The following is a 17,603-nucleotide window of genomic DNA, read 5'->3' as shown; positions in this document are numbered from 1 at the left end:
AGCAGAGGACGGTCAGCGGTGCACGGCGGAATGTCCCGAACCCGTTGGCGCGGTGTCCCGGCCCTCGCTGAACGATACTTTGAGCAGCTGCAGCGCCGCCTCTGACGGGCTGCCGCGTTCCGCGGTGTAGGTGATCAGCCGCTGACCGGCGTCGCCCGGCAGGTGCAGCACCTCGAACGCGAGCTGGAGATCGCCCACTTCGGGATGGCGGAACAGCTTGCTGCCGGAGGTACAGGTCCGCACCGGGTGCCGGGACCACTGCCCGGCGAACTCAGCGCTTTTCATCGACAGCTCGCCGATCAGCGAGGCCAGCTCGGGATCGTCCGCGTGCCGGCCGGCGACGAGCCGCAGCGAGGCGATCGCCCGGTTCACCTCTTCGGGGCGGCGCGCGTACAGCTCGCGGGTGTGCTGGTCGAGGAAGAGCATCCGGGTCAGATTCGGCCGGTCGGCAGGCCGGTCCGGTGCGCCGGCGTCGCAGTGCCCGGCGAGCAGCGCGTGCCCGAGCTGGTTCCAGGCGAGCACCTCGGTTCGCCGGCCGACCACGACCGCCGCGACGTCGGTCATCGCCGTGAGCAGCTGCCGCATGCCCGGCTGGACGGTCTCCGGGCGGGCCGGCCGCAGGCGCTTCGTGCGCCGCGGCCGGGCCAGGTCGTACAGGTGGTTGCGCTCGTCCTCGTCCAGACGCAGAGCCCGCGCGATGGCGTCGATCACCGACGCCGACGCGTTGCTGCTCTGCCCCTGCTCGAGCCGCGTGTAGTAGGTGGCGCTGACGCCGGCCAATTGGGCGAGCTCCTCACGCCGCAGGCCGGCGACGCGGCGCCGCCCGTACGAGATGACGCCGGCTTCCTCGGGTGACACCCGGGCCCGGCGGCTTCGCAGGAAGTCGCCGAGTTCGCCCGGGCTGTTCTCGTTGACCATGAGTTCAGTGTCGCGCGGTCGCCGCGGCGTTGCCTGACCCTGCCAGTACCAGGCTGCGCCGGCGCGGTGCCCGCAGGAAGACGCCAGCCAAGACAGCCGCGGCGACGCACAGGGCGGCGTTGACCCCGATCGCCGTCCGCAACGCGATCAGCGTGGCCGCTGCCCCGTCGTCGCCGACCGCGTGCAGGATCAGCCCGACCACCGCCGACATCACCGGGATGCCCATCGCGATACCGACCTGCTGGCTCATCGTGGCCAGCCCGGTGGCCAGGCCCTGCTCCTCGTCAGGCAGCCCCGAGGTCGCGGTAACCATGAACCCCACGATCGCCACCAGGTTGGCGACACCACCGGCGAACGTGGCGACGAGCAGTAGCGGCAGCCAGCCCGCCGAGTCGCCCAGGGCAACCAGCGACAGGGTCGCACCGGCCTGCACCAGCAGACCGGTGACCAGCGCCCGGACGTTGCCGAGCCGGGCGATCACCCGCGGCCCGGCGATGCCGCCGATGACGGTACCGGCCCCCAGGACCGCGAACGAAACCCCGGCGCTCAGCGGCGTGAAGCCCAGCACCGACTGCAGGTAGATGGTGAGCAGGAACACCAGCGACGTCTCGGTGGCGAACGCAAGCAGGCCAGCCAGGTTGCCCCAGGCGACGGTACGGCGGCGCAGCACGGGCACCGGCACCAACGGCTCGGCGACGTGCTTCTCCACCTGCCAGAACACCACGAGCAACACCACACCGGCGAGCAGGGCCACGAGCGTGCGCGGGTCGGTCCACGAATGCTCGGCAGCGCTCGTCAACCCGTACACCATCGAAAGCAACCCACCGGTGACCGTGACCGCCCCGGGCAGATCGAGCCGCGGCCGCCTCGCGGGCCGACTCTCGGCCAGCACGAACGGGGCAACGGCCAGAACAGCCACCGCGACGACGACGTTGACGAAGAACGCCCACCGCCAGGACAGCAGGTCAGTGAGCAGGCCGCCGAGGATCGCACCGGTGGTGAAACCGGCCGCCATGAGCGCGCCATTCAGCCCGAGCGCCCGGTCCCGCCGCGGCCCCTCCGGGAAGGACGTGGTCAGCAGCGACAGCGCGGCCGGGATCACTGCCGCTGTGGCCAGGCCCTGCGCGACACGAGCGGCCAGCAGCACCGGCGGCGTCTCGGCGACACCTCCGACCAGCGACGAGACACCGAGCAGCGCGATACCACCGAGGAAGAGACGACGAGGGCCGAGCAGGTCACCGACCCGGCCGAACAGCAGAGTGAACCCGGCCGCGCACAGAGCGAACGAGGTGGCGATCCACTGAAGGCTGGTCAGGGAGAAGCCGACCTCCGCGCCGATTGCCGGCAGGGCCACGTTGAGAATGGAGAAGTCGACGGCGAGCGTGAAACTCGCGGTGAGCAGAACAGCCAGAACGAGCCGTTCCCGAGCGGTTGATGTCATACCAGCGACGATCGCGCTGCTCTGCGGACCCAACCAGGCCATTGGTGATGGGTGACTGGCGGCGCCTAGCACTCGCAGGGATACCCACGCTCGGGCTGATTAGATGACGTCCCGGAATCGAGGCGTACGGACTGGCCAGCCGCGCGGCGGTCTCCGGGCTTCGCGGGAGCGTCTCTGTCGTCGACGCGGCCGGCCGGTGCTTCAGCGGCTGGTCGGCGGAATCGCCGCGACCAGGCCGCCGTCGATGACGAGGTCTTGGCCGGTGATGTACGAGGCTTCGGCGCAGTTCAGCGGCGAGGGTCCGCCCAAGGTTGTGGATCGACGCACGTGTCGAGGCTGTAGAGCTGCCGGCCACCGATGTGCGGTATCACGTACATCCGAATGCTGTTCTTTCTCCGTGACCACCGGAGCGGAATGCCGGCCGACCGCGCCAACGACGACCGCAGGCAGCACACCGACCCGACGACAGTCGGGCCGTACGGGTGTCGCCTCATGGGATGATGACGCCGACCAACGCCGGGAGAGAATGCGATGACCAATCTCGAACAGCGGCGGATGCGCCGTAGCGCGGCCCTGCACGGCATCGCAGTTGTAGTCTTCGCGATGCTCGCCTTGTCCGGTGCCAGCACCGTGGCGCCAGGCCTGTACGGACTGGCGGTGCCCTTCATCGTCGCCGGCACCGCCGGCGGTATAGGCGCCGCAGTCATCGCTGTATCCGTCTGGCGTGCGCAACGCGGGGAGACCGGCGCCGACATGCGGGAAAGTGCAGGCGTCCGCATGGACTCCGGACCGGACGGTGCCGCCGCGAGCAACCGAACCAAGGCGCCGCAGCTTGCCATCCGCCGCGCGATGGCTGCCGCCGCCGTAGTGGTCCTGATCGCTGGGGTGACGCTGGCTCCACGCGGCATGGATCGTGGCTTCGTCATTTCGGTAGCGGCCCTGCTGGCCGTCGCATTGGCGTTGTTCGCGCTGCTCGCGGGCGACCGACCTCGAGCCGGAGAAAGGCCGAGCAGCGTGCGCGATCCGCACTGAGCGGATTCGTGGGCGTACCTTCGCCCCGCCGCAGGCGTTACCTCGGCCGACCGGTACGCGGTGACTGCTGGCTGCCTCGAAATGTGCTCAGGCTGGAGGCGGAACCTCGATAAGGCTGCCCTCGGCGGCGAGGCGCTTGACCCGTTGCTGACCCCAAGAGCCGAGTGCGCCGAGGGCCTCGTTGAGGGAGATGCCGTGCGGAGTCAGCGAGTACTCCACCCGGGGCGGCACCTCGCGGTAGATCTCCCGATCAAGCAGCCCATCCTCCTCCATCTCGCGCAGGTGCTGGACGAGCATCTTCTCGCTCACCCCCGGCAGGCCCCGCCGCAGCTCACCGAAGCGCCGGGTGCCGTAGTTGTGTAGCTCCCAGAGGATCAGCGACTTCCACTTGCCGGTCACCACGTCCATCCCGGCGTCGATGCCGCAGATGTACGGCCCCCGCCTCGCACCGGCTGTCATCCGACCCCTCCATACTTACGAAAAGGTGAGTACCGCACCAAATAGTGGCTACTTGCTGACACGACTGTACTGGGAAACCATGGTGACCGGCGCGCCGCTCATCTGTTCCTTCCAGTCTGTTGAGGACCACCACTTCATGACCACATTTTTGGGTCTGGGCGCGATGGGTACAGCCCTGGCCGCGACCCTGCTGGACGCCGGCCTTCCCGCGGTCGGGTGGAACCGCGACCCGCGGCGGGCGGAGCCCTTGGCCGGTCGCGGCGGGGTCGTCGCCGACACCGTCGACAAGGCCGTCGCCGGTGACGGGCCGGTCATCGTCTGCCTGTTCGACCACCGCTCGGTCCACGATGTCCTGGACCCGGTCGCCGCCGCCCTGTCCGGCCGTACCGTGATCAACCTGACCACGACGACGCCTGCCGAGTCCCGGGAGCTGGCCGCCTGGGCCGCCGGCCACCGCATCGCCTACCTCGACGGCGCCATCCTGGCCGTCCCCGACATGATCGGCGGTCCCGGGTCAGCGATCTTCTATAGCGGCTCGGAGGCCGTTTTCGCCGAGCACCGCGACTTGCTCGACCGGTGGGGCGAGAGCACCTTCTTCGGTGCCGACGCCGGGCTCGCCTCGGTCTACGACATGGCGATGCTGACCGGCATGTACACGATGGTCGCCGGTTTCCTGCACGGCGCGGCGATGCTGGCCGCCGAGGGTATCCCGGCGGCCGAGTTCGCCCGGCGGCAGGCGCCGTTCCTGGCCGCCATGACCGGCGGGTTCGCCGGCTACGCGGCGGCGGTCGACGCCGGGGAGTACGCCGGCGAGGGCCAGAGCCTACGGTTCACCGAGGCGGCCTTGGCCGCCCTGCTGCGCGCGACCACCGGCCAGGGCGTCTCGACCGAGTTGCTGCAGCCCGTGCACGACCTCGTCCGCCGGCAGATCGCTGCCGGTCATGGCGACCTTGACACCGCCCGCATGTTCGAAGAGCTGAGGATCGCCCGATGAGCCACGAACCTGTCACCGTGATCGGCCTTGGTCCGATGGGCCGGGCCATGGCCGGCGCCCTCCTGCTCGGCGGCCACCCGGTCACCGTCTGGAACCGTACGCCCGGACGCGCCGACGGCCTGGTCGAAGCCGGTGCCACCCTGGCGGCCACCCCGGCGGAGGCGGTCACCGCGAGCCCGCTGACCATTCTCAGCCTCACCGACTACGCGGCGATGTACCAGATCCTGGGCGAGCACCCGGACTTCCTGGTCGGCCGTGATCTGGTCAACCTCAGCTCCGATACACCCGACGCGTCCCGAGAGGCCGCGGCCTGGGCGGCCGACCGGGGCGCGCGCTTCGTCACCGGCGGCATCATGGTGCCGGCCCCGGCGGTCGGCGGCCCCGGTGCGTACGTCTACTACAGCGGCCCGGGCGAGGTCTTCGCCGCCCACGAACCGGCACTGCGGTTGATCGGCGATCCGCGCTACCTCGGCGGCGATCCAGGACTGGCCCAGCTGTTCTACCAGGCCTATCTGAACGTCTTCCTCACCACGCTGTCCGGTCTGCTGCACTCCACCGCGATGGTGACCGCGGCCGGCACACCGGCGGGCGACTTCCTGCCCGACGCGATGGCGATGCTCACCGCCGTCCCGGCGATGGTCGGCAGCGGCACCGAGATCGCCGCCGAGATCGCCGCCGGGAAACACCCCGGCGACCTCAGCACCGTCCTGATGATGGGGGCCACCGCCGAGCATATTCTGCGGACCAGCGACCAGGCCGGCGTCGACCGCGCGCTGCCGGCGGCCGTCAAGTCGCACTACGACCGAGCCATCGCCGCCGGTCACGGGACCCGCGGCTGGACCGCCCTCTACGACGTGATCAAAGCCTGAGCACGCGGCGGGCGGCTCGCACTGCCGGTTCTTTTCGGTCGTGCGGGTCGCCCGCCGTTCAGCGGTTCGCCGCCCTGCCGGCGTGCACTGATCTGCCCCAGAGAAGCGTGGTCGGCGCTCGGCGCCGGTCTGGCGGAGTCGGTGTCTCGATCCGGTGACCGGCTCAGGTTTCCTTATTCGACCCAGCGGCAGAACGGGTCCGTGGTGTCCTCGTCGCCCGTCTCGGCGGGCTCCGCCACGATCTCCAGCCCGGTCGCCGGGAGGCTGACCCGAGGGTGCGGCGCAGCCACTCCCGATAGGGCGCAATTGACGATTCCGTGGTCGGCGTCCCACGGCTGTGCTGCTGACCACAGCGCAGCGAGTGCTACCGCCGGGCCCCCTGCGGGAGCGCCATCGCCGCCGCTTGAGCGCTTGCGGCGCGGCCCGCACCCACGCCGAGCATCAAGGGTCAGCGCGATGCGGGCCGCCGGACACCATGGCGCGCCACTGCGCCAGCGCCGATCGAGAACTGGCGAGAGTCGTGGCGTGTCAGCCCGCGCCTCACGCCCGTCAGCTGCGCGAGGTGAGGTTGACGGTCTTGCGGCCGCGTGCCGTGGTGTCGTTTGACCATCTGCCGGTGAAGGCACCCGACGACTGCAGCTGGACGGGTCAGCGCCAAGACGCCGGGTAGCCGTAGTGCGGCACAAGACGGCCGGCGAGCAGAGCCGTGCCGAGCACGATCAACACCGCCAGGCCTACGGCGAGCAGCAGGTGCAGGACGCCGGGGCCGGTCATGCCGATGAAGGCGGCGCACACGACGGCCGGTGCGTGCGGCGCGGTCAGCAGCAGCATGACGACGAGCGAGCCCACCGCTGCGGCGGTGGCCGATACCGCCGACGGTCCAGCTGCGGTGGTGATCCCGACCGCGATGAGGGCGCTGGCTGCGTACCCGATGAGCACCGCTGCAGGTCGGGCCAGCGGTGCCCGGGGTGCCATGGCGACCACCGCTGCCGAGGCGACGAACGGCAGGGCGAACACGTCCTGCCGGGTCAGCACCTCCACCGCGGCCAGTGTGCTCATCGCACCGAGTAGTACCGCACCGGCGGCGAGCGCGCCGGCCTGGGCGGCCCGCCGGGGTAGCGCCGGCGAACCGGGGGTCGTCGAGGCCACGGCTACCGGACCCGGCGCAGGAAGGTGCGGATCAGCTCGGCGATCTCGTCGCCGTGGGTTTCCAGCGCGAAGTGGCCGGTGTCCAGCAGGTGGATCTCGGCGTCGGGAAGGTCCCGCGCGTACGCCTCGGCGCCAGCGGCGCCGAAGATCTCGTCGTGGCGGCCCCAGGTGATCAGGGTCGGCGGCTGGTGGTCGCGGAAGTAGCGCTGGAAATTGGGGTACAGGTCGAGGTTGAACTGGTAGTCCCAGAACAGCTGGAGCTGGATCTCCTTGTTGCCTGTCCGGTCGAGGCCGGCTTGGTCGAGGCGCCACGTCTCCGGGGCGACGCGCTCGAGCCGCTCGGCCGGCACGCCGTGGGTGTACTGCCAGCGGGTGGCCTCGATCTCCAGCAGCTTGCGGACCTCCGGCTCGTGGCTGGTCCGGTCCTTGGCGTGTGCGAAAAGCAGGTCCCAGAAGGGCGTGAACCCTTCGGTGTACGCGTTCCCGCTCTGGGTGATCAGCGCGGTGATCCGCTGTGGTTGCCGGCTGGCGATGCGCAGGCCGATCGGGGCGCCGTAGTCGTGAACGTAGAGAGCGAACCGGTCGACGCCGAGGGCATCGAGCAGGCCGAGGGTGATCTCAGTGAGCCGCTCGAAGCTGTAGTCGAAGTCACCGACCGGCGGGGCGGAGGAGTTGCCGAAGCCGACGTGGTCAGGGGCGACGAGGTGGTACTCGCGGGCCAGCGCGGGGAGCAGGTTGCGGAACATGTGGGAGCTGGTGGGGAACCCGTGCAGCAGCACCAATGTGGGACGCGACGGGTCGCCGGCCTCCCGGTAGAAGACCTGCTGGCCGGCGACGGTGACGGTGCGGTGACGGGTGACGAAGGAAGACATGGATACCCCTCAGACTCGTGAGAACGATCGTTCTCCGGCTGATTGATACGATAGGAGAACGATGGTTCTCATGGCAAGGGGAATTTGACATGGACCACACGACAGCCGAGGCTCGGCTGCTCGAAGCGGCTGACACGCTCTTCTACGAGCGCGGTATCCAGGCCGTCGGGATGGACGCGATCCGAGCCGCCTCCGGCGTCTCGCTCAAACGCACCTACCAGCTCTTCCCGTCGAAGGAGCACCTGACCGAGGCGGTACTGCATCGACGCGACCAGGCGATCCGGGACGCACTGTCGGCGTACACCTCAGCAGGATCGACCCCGGTGGAGCGCGTGCTGGCGGTCTTCGACTACCTGCACGACTGGTTCGGCCAGCCCGACTACCGCGGGTGTTCCTTCATCAACTCCTTCGCCGAACTGGGCGGCACCTCGCCCGGTGTGGCCGACATCGTGCGTACCCACAAGCAGGCTTTCACCCACCACCTCGCGGCGCTGGTCGCGGCCGCCGACCGGCCACCGGCGCTCGCCGCGCAGCTTGCCCTGCTCGCCAACGGCGCGATGGTCACCGCCGCCATCACCGGCAGCGCCGAGCCGGCCCGCGATGCTCGCACCGCCGCGCGCCGCCTGTTAGACGCGGACACCTAAGTCATATCGGGCTCGCCACTTAGAGGTCCTAATAACTCGTACGACGTGTCGGTGATCTATCCCCGGAGCTACGAGGGCGCGAGGGACCAGTCTCGCGACCGGGTGTTCGCCAGGGGTGGCATGGAGTGGCCCACCCCTGTCACCCACACGCCCGTTCGCCCAGCCCAGGACCACGTTCGGAAATACAGCCAACACCACAGGGCCGTGCCCCGGCGGGTCAACGTTCGATCAGCCGCATCTGCTCGTCGGTGTGGTGGCCGCCCTCGGCCACGGGCAGCGCAGTGAGGGTGGCGATCTGTTCGGCCGTCAGCGTGACGGTGTCGGCCGTGACGTTCTCCTCGACGCGGGCCACCCGCTTGGTGCCGGGGATGGGGACGATGTCATCACCCTGGGCGAGCAGCCAGGCCAGCGCCACCTGCGCCGAGGTCGCGCCCACCCGATCGGCGATCATCTGCACCTGGTCGGCGAGGCGCAGATTGCGCTGGAAGTTCTCGCCTGTGAAACGCGGGTGGTTCTTGCGGAAGTCGCTGTCGTCAAGCGACTCGACGTCGGCGGGCGTGCGTAGGGTGCCGGCGAGGAAGCCTCGGCCGAGCGGAGAGTAGGCGACCAGGCCGATGCCGAGCTCGCGCAGCACCGGCAGGATCTCCTCCTGGTCGCGGGTCCACAGCGAGTACTCCGACTGCAGCGCGGTCACCGGGTGCACGGCATGCGCGCGGCGGATGGTGTCGACCCAGGCCTCGGACAGGCCGACGTACCGGATCTTGCCGTCCCGCACGAGCTGCGCGAGGACGCCCATGGTGTCCTCGATCGGGGTGTCCGGGTCGACGCGGTGCTGGTAGTACAGGTCGATGTGGTCGACGCCGAGCCGCTTGAGCGAGCCGTCGACCGCGCTGCGGATGCTGTCCGGGCTGCTGTCGGGCTTCCCGGGGCCGCGGCCGGTGTGCGAGACAAGGCCGAACTTGGTGGCCAGCACGACCTGGTCGCGGCGGCCGTGCAGCGCCTTGGCGACCAGTTCCTCGTTGACGTACGGGCCGTACACCTCGGCGGTGTCGATGAGGGCGACTCCGAGGTCGATGGCCCGATGAATGGTGCGGATCGATTCGGCGTCGTCGCTGCCGGCGCCGCTGTAGCCGTGCGACATCCCCATCGTGCCGAGGCCGATCCGGGCGACCTCGAGTTCACCGAGCTTCGCGGTACGCATGGTGTTTCCTCCGTGTCGTGTGCGTTGGGGAACCAAGCTTTCCCTGCGGACTGCGGGGCCGGATGGATCAGGCTTCGGGATGAGGGTCCCGTTCCGCGCTGGCCGAAGACGTACCCGGCCTGGCCTCAGCAAACATCAGCGCGCCGGTTTCACGGAGTTTCTGCGAAATGGGGTACCAGCAGAGTCTTTCAACACGGCTCTTGACGCCGCCGAAGCCACCGAGAGCCCGGGGAAGGGTGCGGCCCGCACGCAGGACGGAGACGGGCCCGGCGCGGAGAGTGGTCTCCACGCCGGGCCGCGGCATCAGATGGGTCAGGAGGTCACGCAGTTCGCCAACACGCCCGGGCCCCTGCCGGTGCCCTGGAAGCCGAAGGTGGTCGACTGCCGGCCGAGGATCCGACCGTTGTAGCCCACGTTGGTGAACCGGACGGTTCCGCTGCTGCCGGTGGCCTGGGCGTTCCAGGTGCCGGTGACTGCGGCCCCGGCGGGCAGTTCGATCGTCACGGTCCAGCCGTTGATGTCCGACTTGCCGGCGGTGACCGTCACGTTCGCTGTGAAGCCCTCGGCCCACTGGTTTAGCGCCACCTCCGCGTAGCAGCCGTCACCGGCCGGCGGCGAGCTGTTCGGAGGGGTGGTCGGTGGGGTGGTCGTCGGCGGGGTGGTCGTCGGAGGCGTCGTCGTCGGCGGCGTGGTGGTCGGCGGTGCGGTGGTGGGCGGGTTGGGCGCGCCGTTGGCCAGGCTGTAGGCCAGGTCGGGCTGGAAGGACCCGGCCGTGTAGCGGCAGCCGTCCGCCTCCCCCGGCGGCTTCACCCAGAGGTACGCGTCGATGTTGCTGTCGCCGGTGTTGGTCGTCGGGTACGTCCCGATGCGCCGGTCGGTGTTGTCGTCGCCGCACCAGTCCCCGCTGGCGCCGCCATTGCGGCTGGTGTCGATGATCTGGCGCTTGCCCGAGATGCCCATGCCGTTCAGGGCGGAGATGACCGAGCGGCCGAAGTTCGCCTCACCGGAGGTGGAGTTGTAGTTCGACACGTTTGTGAAGAAGCCGTCGGCGTACTGCACGCCGGCTGCCCGGAGCCGGTTGGCCGTCTCACTGGCGCTGTTCCAGGTGGAGTGGCCGCCGTCGAGGTACACCTTGGCGTTGGGGTTGGCCGACTTGATGGTCTGGGTGGCCGTCGAGATCGCCTGGTTGCGCGCGTTGAGTTCGGCTCCGCTCAAGCACGTCTGGAGGGCGAGCGAGTCGGTCTCCAGGATGATCAGGACCGTCCGGTTGCCCAGCCCTCTGGCGAAGTTCGACACCCAGGTCTGGTACTGGTTGAGGTCAGGGGCTCCACCGGCGCTGGCGCCACCGCAGTCCCGGTTGGTGATCTCGTACACCGCCACCACCGGGATCTGCTGGGCCGCGTTGGCGGCGCCGATGAACTCGGAGACCTCGGACTGCACTGTCGACGGGTTGAAGTTGGCGAACCAGCGGGCCTGCGGCTGACTCGCGATCTTGTCGCGGATGACTGCGGCACGCGAGTCGCCGGGGTTGGCGGCGACCCAGCGGACGACTGCCGAACTCGGGTCGCGGTAGAGCGAACCGGACACCGTGCCGGCGGACGCGCCACCGACGGCGAAGCAGACGCCGGCGGCGGCGATACCGGCGATGGCCGACATACTGATGGCCGTTGATCTGCGGCGCCGGGGGGAGAGGATAGCCACGACGTGTTTCCTCCTGATCACATTGACGTATCTAAGTGCGTGGGAGCGTTCCCATGACGGTAGCGGAGGCGCACGTCGCTGCCAAGGCATTCACGCAGGTCGTTCGAGGCACCTGACTCACGACCGATCACCGGGCACACCGGTGTCGCCGAAGATGTCGCATCCATCGACGGGTACGACGATCAGGCGCGGCTGGTACGACCGCGACTACGTCGACGCGCACACCCTCGGCCTCGACGAGCGGCGCCTGAAACCCCTCTTCGAGGGTCGCCTGCCAGGCCGCCTACGGCGCCCGCGACGGCGAGCTGCTCGCGGTCGTACGGCGGCGCGAGGGGGCTCAATGGCTGCGTACGAGGATGGAGGTCGCCTCAGCCAGGCGCTTCGTCGTCGCCGACTGACCGCCCTCGGCGGCCCGTACAGCCTGACTTGTCGACTCCTGGGTGCGACGGTCTCGGTGGAAGGCAGCCGGTCAGTCGCGTTGCGGTGTGCCGGGCTGCCGACTCTGGTTCTGCCGCAGGGCTTCCTCGAGTTGGTCCTCGAGGATGACGATCCGGCAGGCCGCCTCCAGAGCGGTGCCCTGATCGACCATCTCGCGGACCCGGGCCGCCAGGCGCAGCTGGTAACGGGAGTAGCGGCGGTGCCCGCCGCCGGAGCGGTGGGGGTTGATCAGTTTCGCCTCGTCCAGGCGGCGCAGGAAGTCCTGCGTCGTGCTGAGCATCTCCGCGGCCTGGCCGATCGGGTAGGCCGGGTAGTTCTCGTCGCCGAATATATCGTCGGGACCCTGCGCCATGTCACCTCCACGTCGAGGGCCCCGGCGCCGAAGCGCCGGGGCCCAGGGTTACGGGTCAGAACACCATTTGCCGACAGGTTCGTCGGCTCTTCGTATCCGCACCAGCCGCAACCGGCGGCTTCGGGTGCGAGGATCGCATATGCGTGACCGGAGACCACCTCTCGTTCGATGGAAACTGCGGTGTCCGCCCGGCCTGACATGACGGCCGACGGCGGGCGATCCAACGGTGTACGGCCCTCCCTTTCCTCTGCTTCTTCTTCCCTTGCGGTCGTGCGGTCCGCCGGCGTCGGAGCCCACGCGACTTCATGGCTCCCACTCTTACGGCGAACATCAGGTGGAGCCCCGAAACCGCCTCGGCCCCACCTGCGCTCCGACGCGTGTTCCGTCGGGCTGGTCGTGCTCCTACCTTTCGGAAGGGACGATCAAGATCGTTCCTTCCGAACCGCCCGTCGTGACCTCACGGCCGGACGGCCCGTCCATGTCTTGACGGATCTTTACTCTCGACTCGAAGAACAGTATGCCAGACCGTCGAAGATGTCTAGGCGCAACGACCTAGTTTTCTTGGACCACATCCCGGCGGTTCAGGCCTCCCCTGCCATCCCGCCGGGTCCGGAGCCAACCGACTCCGGACCCGGCCAGTGCCCGCTCAGGGGCTGGTGCAGGTGATGTTGCCTGGTGCCGTGGCGCCGTCGCCGGTGGCGGTGAAGCCGAACGTGGTCGAGGCGTTCGCCGCCAGGTTGCCGTTGTACGCGGCGTTGCGGACGGTGACGCTGCCGGTGGTGCCCGTGTTGGTTCCACTCCAGAGGCTGCTGACGGCCTGGCCGCTGGCGAGGGTCAGACCCACGGTCCAGCCGCTCAGGGTCGTGGCGGTGGTGTTGGCCACTGTCACCTCGCCCTGGAAGCCGCCGGGCCAGGTGTTGATCGTCCGGTAGGTGGCGGCGCAGCTGCCCGGCTCACCAGTCGGCGGCGGCGTCGTGGGCGGCGGGGTGGTGGGCGGCGGGGTCGTCGGAGGCGTGGTCGACTGGAACTGGCTGAAGAACCTCCAGATCTCCCCCGAGGTCCAGGTCCGGGAGTCGTTGGGGCTGCCGGACCCGTCGACCGGGCTGGGCGTGTGGTCGCCATCGAACGCCGCCCACTGCACCGGGTAACCGGCCCGGCAGCCCGAGTAGGTAGTGGTGATGTGGGTCAGGCTGCCCCGGCTCGGCTCGCGCGGGCTCTGTGCGGTGCAGCCGTTGTTCCTGACGAACGTGTCGCGCAGCTGCCGGCCCTGGGAGATGTTCAGCACGCTGTCGTAGATGCCGTGGATGCCGAAGTAGGCAACGGGCTGCGTACCGCCGTTGCACCCGCTGAGGTTGGCGCCGGACAGGACTGTCACCGCGCGGATGATGTCGGGCCGGGCGCAGGCCACGGCGTAGCTCATGGCTCCGCCGTAGCTCCAGCCCAGGGCGAAACGCTGGGTCGTGTCCACGCAGAGGTCGTTCTCGATCTGCCGGGAGATGTCGTCGAAGAGGGTCAGGTCCCGACCGTTGGTGTTGGCCCAGCCGGCGTTGAGACCCTGCGGCGCCACGAAGATCGTGCTGTTGTTCGACAGCGGCTGGAGCCCGTAGTAGCCCGCCGAGGTGACGTTGTTGGCCGAGCCGTTCAACCAGTGGAAGGCGAAGACCAGGCGGTACGGGTGGTTGCGGTCGTACCCGTCCGGGATCCGCAGGTTGTAGGTACGGCTCTGTCCGCTGCTCTGGATGGTGCGTGTGCCGCTGGCCAGCGTGGGGGCCTTGCCGCAGCCGGCGGTCGCCGCGAGGGTGCCGTTCGTCGCCGCGACCGCCTCACGGAGGCCGCCGTTCAGCGCTCCGCCGGCGGTGGCCGCGAGCAGGACCGCCGCGGCAGCAATGGATGTGAGGAGATGCCTTCGTTTCGGCATTGCGTGACTCCTTGCGATTGGGCGTCAGGTGGTGGGGGTGCGGTGCCTGTCGCCTGCGGCCACCTGGACCCGGATGCCTGGTCACGCCGAGGAGTGCTGCCCCACGGCGGGGCGTCGGAAGCTGGGGCATGCGGCCGAAGCGACGTCGCCCGGCGACCAAGGGGGGTCGCCGGCATCGACGGAGTGGCCCGGACTGGTCACCGACCGGTAGGCGGTGGAGGGTCGGCGTCCCTCGACACGTCATCGCCGGCAGGCTCAGGTGACCGGGAGTGTGCCCTTCACTCCCCGGGCAAACATAGCAGGTTATCGATAACATGCCGATTCATGCCCGATCAGCAGGAAGGGCCGTAGCGGCTCGGCGAAGGCAGTTCGCGCTAACACGGCACTGGCGGCTGCCACTGGCTCTGGTCCTCAGGCCCGGCGATGATCGTCCGGGTCTCGTAGGCTCCAACAGTGACGAGCAGACGAGGGCGGATCATGGCTGATGTCCTGGAAGCAGCGGAGAACGCATCGCCGGTCGAGGCGGTTGAGGCGGTCACCCGTGCGCTCGGCAGGACGTTGGGGGCGCACAGCGTCGCGTTCCTGATCGCGGACCTCAGCGGTCGGGCGCTGGTCCGGTTGGCCCACGTGCCGACCGACGGCGCCGGTGTGGGGCGCCGGGACGTTGACGAGGTCGCAGTAGTGATGCCGTTCGACGGCGGCCCCGCCGAGCAGGCGCTCCGGACCCAGACGACGCAGGTCGTCCCGCAGCCCGACGGGTGGGTGGTGTTGGCGCCGGTGACCGACCGCGGTGAGGCGATCGGCCTGCTCGAGATGATCCTGCCGGACGAACCCACCGCGCCCACGCTCGAGGAGATCGGCCGCACGGCCCACGCGTTGGCGTTCGTGGTGATCGCCAACCGGCGGTACACCGACCTGTTCGAGTGGGGGCAGCGCACGACCCCGTTCACCCTGTCCGGGGAGATTCAGCGCCGCCTGCTGCCGGGCTCGTTCACGTGCGAGGGCAGTGCGTTCACCCTCTCCGGCTGGCTCGAACCGGCCGCCAGCATCGGTGGCGACACCTTCGACTACAGCCTCGCCCGCGACGTGCTGCACTTCAGCGTCACCGACGCGATGGGCCACGGGGTGGCCAGCGCGCTGACGGCCACGCTGGGCGTGGGCAGCCTGCGCAACAGCCGCCGCCGCGGGGTTGGTCTGGTGGAGCAGGCCGACGCCGCGAACGCCGACCTGGTGAACAACGCCACAGTGCCCGGCAGCTACATCACCGCGGTCCTCGGTCGCCTCGACCTCCGCACCGGGGTGTGCGCACTGCTCAACGCCGGGCACGTGCCGCCGATGCTCATGCGCGACGGGGGCACCGAGGCACTGCCGCTACCGGCAGGCTTCCCCCTGGGGATGTTCGCCGAGGCCGACTACCGCGCGGGCGAGATCACGCTACGGCCCGGCGACCGCCTGGTGGTGGTGACCGACGGCGTGCGGGAACGCAACGCCGCCAGCCTGGACCTGTCGGAAGCGTTGCGGTCGACAGGCGGCCTGCACCCGCGCGAGGCCGTCCGGGCCCTGGCCGACGCGGTCCTCGAGGTCAGCGGCCCGACTCTCGCCGACGACGCCACCCTGTTCATCCTCGACTGGCACGGCGGGCACAGCGAGGACCGGCGTACCATTGCCGGCGCCGACCAGGCGCGCGCCAGCCTCGCACTGCCCGACTGATCACCTGCCTGCCGGTTCGTCCGCCCCATCGGCTTCGGCCGCCTCCGCACTCTCATAGACGCGGATGACCCGGTCCACAGATGTGACGGTCAGGACGGTCTGCACGGCGGGCTGCGCCGAGGCGAGGCTCAGCCGGCCGCCGGCCTCCCGAAACGCCTTGAACATCACCACCAGCATGCCCAGCGCGCTGGAGTCCATGAAACCCACCCCGGCCAGGTCCACGACCACCTGACGGTCACCGGCGTCGACAAGCCGTTGCAGCCCTTGGCGCAACTGCGGGGACGTCGCCATGTCCAGCTCGCCGCGCACCTCGAGCACTGTGCAGCCGCGGCCCGGACGGACCGACAACGACAAATCCACAACAGCCTCCCCACGCCGACGATCCCGCTCACCCTATGTGGCCGACGGACGAACCGCCGCCGGCCAGCGTACGTCGAGCCGGCCCGCTGATCGTCTCGCCACAGCGGCCCCGGGTAGTGCTGATCACAGCGGAGGCATTCGACATGGACGCGAGAGAGTCGTCCGGCGGGTGAGGCATCGAACGGGGAGAAACTGCGCGATCGGGTGACATGACGCCGTCGCTCCCCCGCCAGCCGTCCTCTACCGCAGCCCCTTACCTGGTGCCGTCCGCTCACACGGGAGGGGACGGTCTCTCCGGCGGGTGTCCGGCTGAGTGGCGGGCATCGGCCACGGCGATGCCGAACAGGACGGCGGCGGCGACCAGGGAGGCGATCAGCGCGCCGGTGAACGCGAGCGGCACCATGAGCGCCACCAGGACCACGATCCCGACGATGCGACGGCGGGAGACCCTGTTGAACACCACCCACTCCAACCGGATCCGGCCGAAGAGGAACAGCGTCGGACCGCCCAGGATCACCACCACCCACATGGGGTACGGCCGGCCGAGGGAGTGTTGCTGCACGATCTCGTAGCCGATGGTTGTCGCGATGATGCCGAACACCATGACAAGGTGCGCGGCCCCGGCGACCCGGCCGAGCGCGACCCGGTCGGTCACCGCCTCCAGCGTCTCGCCGAGCATCTCCCCCGAGCGGTGGAAGTAGACCCGCCACAGCAGGACGGTGGTGACGAACGCCGTCACCAGCCCGATGGTCGTCGCGACAGTCACCGACGCGGCGGTGTAGCTGATGCCGAGAGCCAGGACGCTCTCACCGAGGGCGATGAGCAGCAACTGCTGATACCGCTCCGGCAGGTGCCGCCCACGTTCGACAGCCCACGCGCTCGCGAAGCGGCGCCGCATCCCCCACACTGGCCAACCGAGCCGGGCACCGATGAGGTCGACGGCTATCGCGAGGCCCCACAGCGTCACCCGCCACTGCTCCTTCGTGATCCCTCCGCCGATCCACAGGATCGCCGAACCCGCACTCCAGATCGCCGCCCGTGTGTAGAGCGACCGGACGGTGTCACCGGCCGGCAGCGTGCGGATGAGCAGCAGGGGCCGGACGACCTGGAGGAGTACGTACGGCAGGGCGAAGGCCAGGCCGCGCCCGTAGAAGGCGTACGGCAGGGATGTCGACATGATCAGGATGCCGAAGGCACTCGCAAGCACCATCAGCTGGATCAACCGTTGCCGAGGGTCGAAGCGGCTGGTGATGTGGCCGGTGGTGGTCCAGAGCCAGAGCAACGGAAGCGCCAGGATCACGGTCTCGTACAGCGACGCCCAACGGACGCTGACGTCATCGCTGGTCAGCGACGGCACGATCCGGCTGACCACTCCGTTGAGCGCGAACACCAACACCAGATCGAAGAACAACTCGAGGAAGTTGGACTGGCCGGCGCTCTCCCGGCCGCCCCCCGCAGCACCTCCTCGATCGTCGCCCACCCGGCCATGTTCCCCCAGGCCAGGCACCCCTGGTCGCCGTTCGGCCAGGGGCCAGGACGATCACG

At 69.7% G+C, this 17,603-nt stretch carries 16 protein-coding genes; 5 read left to right on the top strand and 11 right to left on the bottom strand.

Annotated features, from left to right (window positions below):
• Positions 1-12 precede the first annotated feature (12 nt).
• Together ACFY1S_RS00625 and ACFY1S_RS00620 are read right to left on the bottom strand one after the other, a co-directional pair.
• Complete coding sequence (locus tag ACFY1S_RS00625; protein WP_387111213.1) at positions 13-918, bottom strand: helix-turn-helix transcriptional regulator; 906 nt, start codon at positions 916-918, stop codon at positions 13-15.
• A gap of 4 nt (positions 919-922) precedes the next feature.
• Complete coding sequence (locus ACFY1S_RS00620; protein WP_387111210.1) at positions 923-2,359, bottom strand: MFS transporter; 1,437 nt, start codon at positions 2,357-2,359, stop codon at positions 923-925.
• Positions 2,360-2,890: 531 nt separating this feature from the next.
• Between ACFY1S_RS00620 and ACFY1S_RS00615 the strand changes: the two genes are divergently transcribed.
• On the top strand, positions 2,891-3,391 hold the full coding sequence (locus ACFY1S_RS00615; RefSeq protein WP_387111207.1) for a hypothetical protein: 501 nt from the start codon (positions 2,891-2,893) through the stop codon (positions 3,389-3,391).
• 87 nt (positions 3,392-3,478) lie between these two features.
• On the opposite strand, the gene ACFY1S_RS00610 is transcribed toward ACFY1S_RS00615, so the two are convergent.
• Entirely contained in the window at positions 3,479-3,850 is a 372-nt protein-coding gene (locus ACFY1S_RS00610; protein WP_387111204.1) for a winged helix-turn-helix transcriptional regulator, read from the bottom strand.
• Between the two features lie 52 nt (positions 3,851-3,902).
• Here ACFY1S_RS00610 and ACFY1S_RS00605 point away from each other — a divergent pair, with 52 nt between their 5' ends.
• Both ACFY1S_RS00605 and ACFY1S_RS00600 read left to right on the top strand, forming a co-directional pair.
• Complete coding sequence (locus ACFY1S_RS00605) at positions 3,903-4,844, top strand: NAD(P)-dependent oxidoreductase (RefSeq protein WP_387111201.1); 942 nt, start codon at positions 3,903-3,905, stop codon at positions 4,842-4,844.
• On the top strand, positions 4,841-5,713 hold the full coding sequence (locus tag ACFY1S_RS00600) for an NAD(P)-dependent oxidoreductase (protein ID WP_387111197.1): 873 nt from the start codon (positions 4,841-4,843) through the stop codon (positions 5,711-5,713). The genes ACFY1S_RS00605 and ACFY1S_RS00600 overlap by 4 nt, the downstream gene beginning before the upstream one ends.
• 648 nt (positions 5,714-6,361) lie before the next feature.
• Here ACFY1S_RS00600 and ACFY1S_RS00595 read toward each other — a convergent pair.
• The gene (locus ACFY1S_RS00595; RefSeq protein ID WP_387111195.1) at positions 6,362-6,862 is read right to left on the bottom strand and encodes an HPP family protein; all 501 of its coding nucleotides are present in this window, start codon (positions 6,860-6,862) and stop codon (positions 6,362-6,364) included.
• A gap of 2 nt (positions 6,863-6,864) precedes the next feature.
• Positions 6,865-7,734, bottom strand: coding sequence for an alpha/beta fold hydrolase (locus ACFY1S_RS00590; protein WP_387111192.1), 870 nt, complete (start codon positions 7,732-7,734; stop codon positions 6,865-6,867).
• A gap of 89 nt (positions 7,735-7,823) precedes the next feature.
• Here ACFY1S_RS00590 and ACFY1S_RS00585 point away from each other — a divergent pair, with 89 nt between their 5' ends.
• Positions 7,824-8,378, top strand: coding sequence for a TetR/AcrR family transcriptional regulator (locus ACFY1S_RS00585; RefSeq protein ID WP_387111190.1), 555 nt, complete (start codon positions 7,824-7,826; stop codon positions 8,376-8,378).
• A gap of 217 nt (positions 8,379-8,595) precedes the next feature.
• On the opposite strand, the gene ACFY1S_RS00580 is transcribed toward ACFY1S_RS00585, so the two are convergent.
• From ACFY1S_RS00580 to ACFY1S_RS00565, 4 genes are all read right to left on the bottom strand, one after another.
• Positions 8,596-9,579, bottom strand: a complete 984-nt coding sequence (locus ACFY1S_RS00580) for an aldo/keto reductase (protein WP_387111188.1) — start codon at positions 9,577-9,579, stop codon at positions 8,596-8,598.
• 312 nt (positions 9,580-9,891) lie between these two features.
• Positions 9,892-11,235 carry a glycoside hydrolase family 6 protein gene (locus ACFY1S_RS00575; protein ID WP_387111186.1) on the bottom strand — a complete coding sequence of 448 codons (1,344 nt, stop codon included), beginning with the start codon at positions 11,233-11,235 and terminating at the stop codon, positions 9,892-9,894.
• 514 nt (positions 11,236-11,749) lie between these two features.
• Positions 11,750-12,070, bottom strand: coding sequence for a helix-turn-helix domain-containing protein (locus ACFY1S_RS00570; RefSeq protein ID WP_387111183.1), 321 nt, complete (start codon positions 12,068-12,070; stop codon positions 11,750-11,752).
• A 646-nt stretch (positions 12,071-12,716) separates the two neighbouring features.
• Positions 12,717-13,988, bottom strand: coding sequence for a cellulose binding domain-containing protein (locus tag ACFY1S_RS00565; RefSeq protein ID WP_387111181.1), 1,272 nt, complete (start codon positions 13,986-13,988; stop codon positions 12,717-12,719).
• A gap of 453 nt (positions 13,989-14,441) precedes the next feature.
• On the opposite strand from ACFY1S_RS00565, the gene ACFY1S_RS00560 reads away from it, so the two are divergent.
• On the top strand, positions 14,442-15,698 hold the full coding sequence (locus ACFY1S_RS00560) for a PP2C family protein-serine/threonine phosphatase (protein ID WP_387111178.1): 1,257 nt from the start codon (positions 14,442-14,444) through the stop codon (positions 15,696-15,698).
• Here ACFY1S_RS00560 and ACFY1S_RS00555 read toward each other — a convergent pair whose 3' ends face one another.
• Together ACFY1S_RS00555 and ACFY1S_RS00550 are read right to left on the bottom strand one after the other, a co-directional pair.
• Positions 15,699-16,058, bottom strand: coding sequence for an STAS domain-containing protein (locus ACFY1S_RS00555; protein ID WP_387111175.1), 360 nt, complete (start codon positions 16,056-16,058; stop codon positions 15,699-15,701).
• Positions 16,059-16,329: 271 nt separating this feature from the next.
• Entirely contained in the window at positions 16,330-17,538 is a 1,209-nt protein-coding gene (locus tag ACFY1S_RS00550) for a low temperature requirement protein A (RefSeq protein WP_387111172.1), read from the bottom strand.
• Positions 17,539-17,603 lie beyond the last annotated feature (65 nt).

Origin of the sequence: Micromonospora sp. NPDC000663 (assembly GCF_042898105.1) — a bacterium.
Lineage (GTDB): Bacteria > Actinomycetota > Actinomycetes > Mycobacteriales > Micromonosporaceae > Micromonospora.
This window is presented reverse-complemented; position numbering and strand designations above follow the sequence as displayed.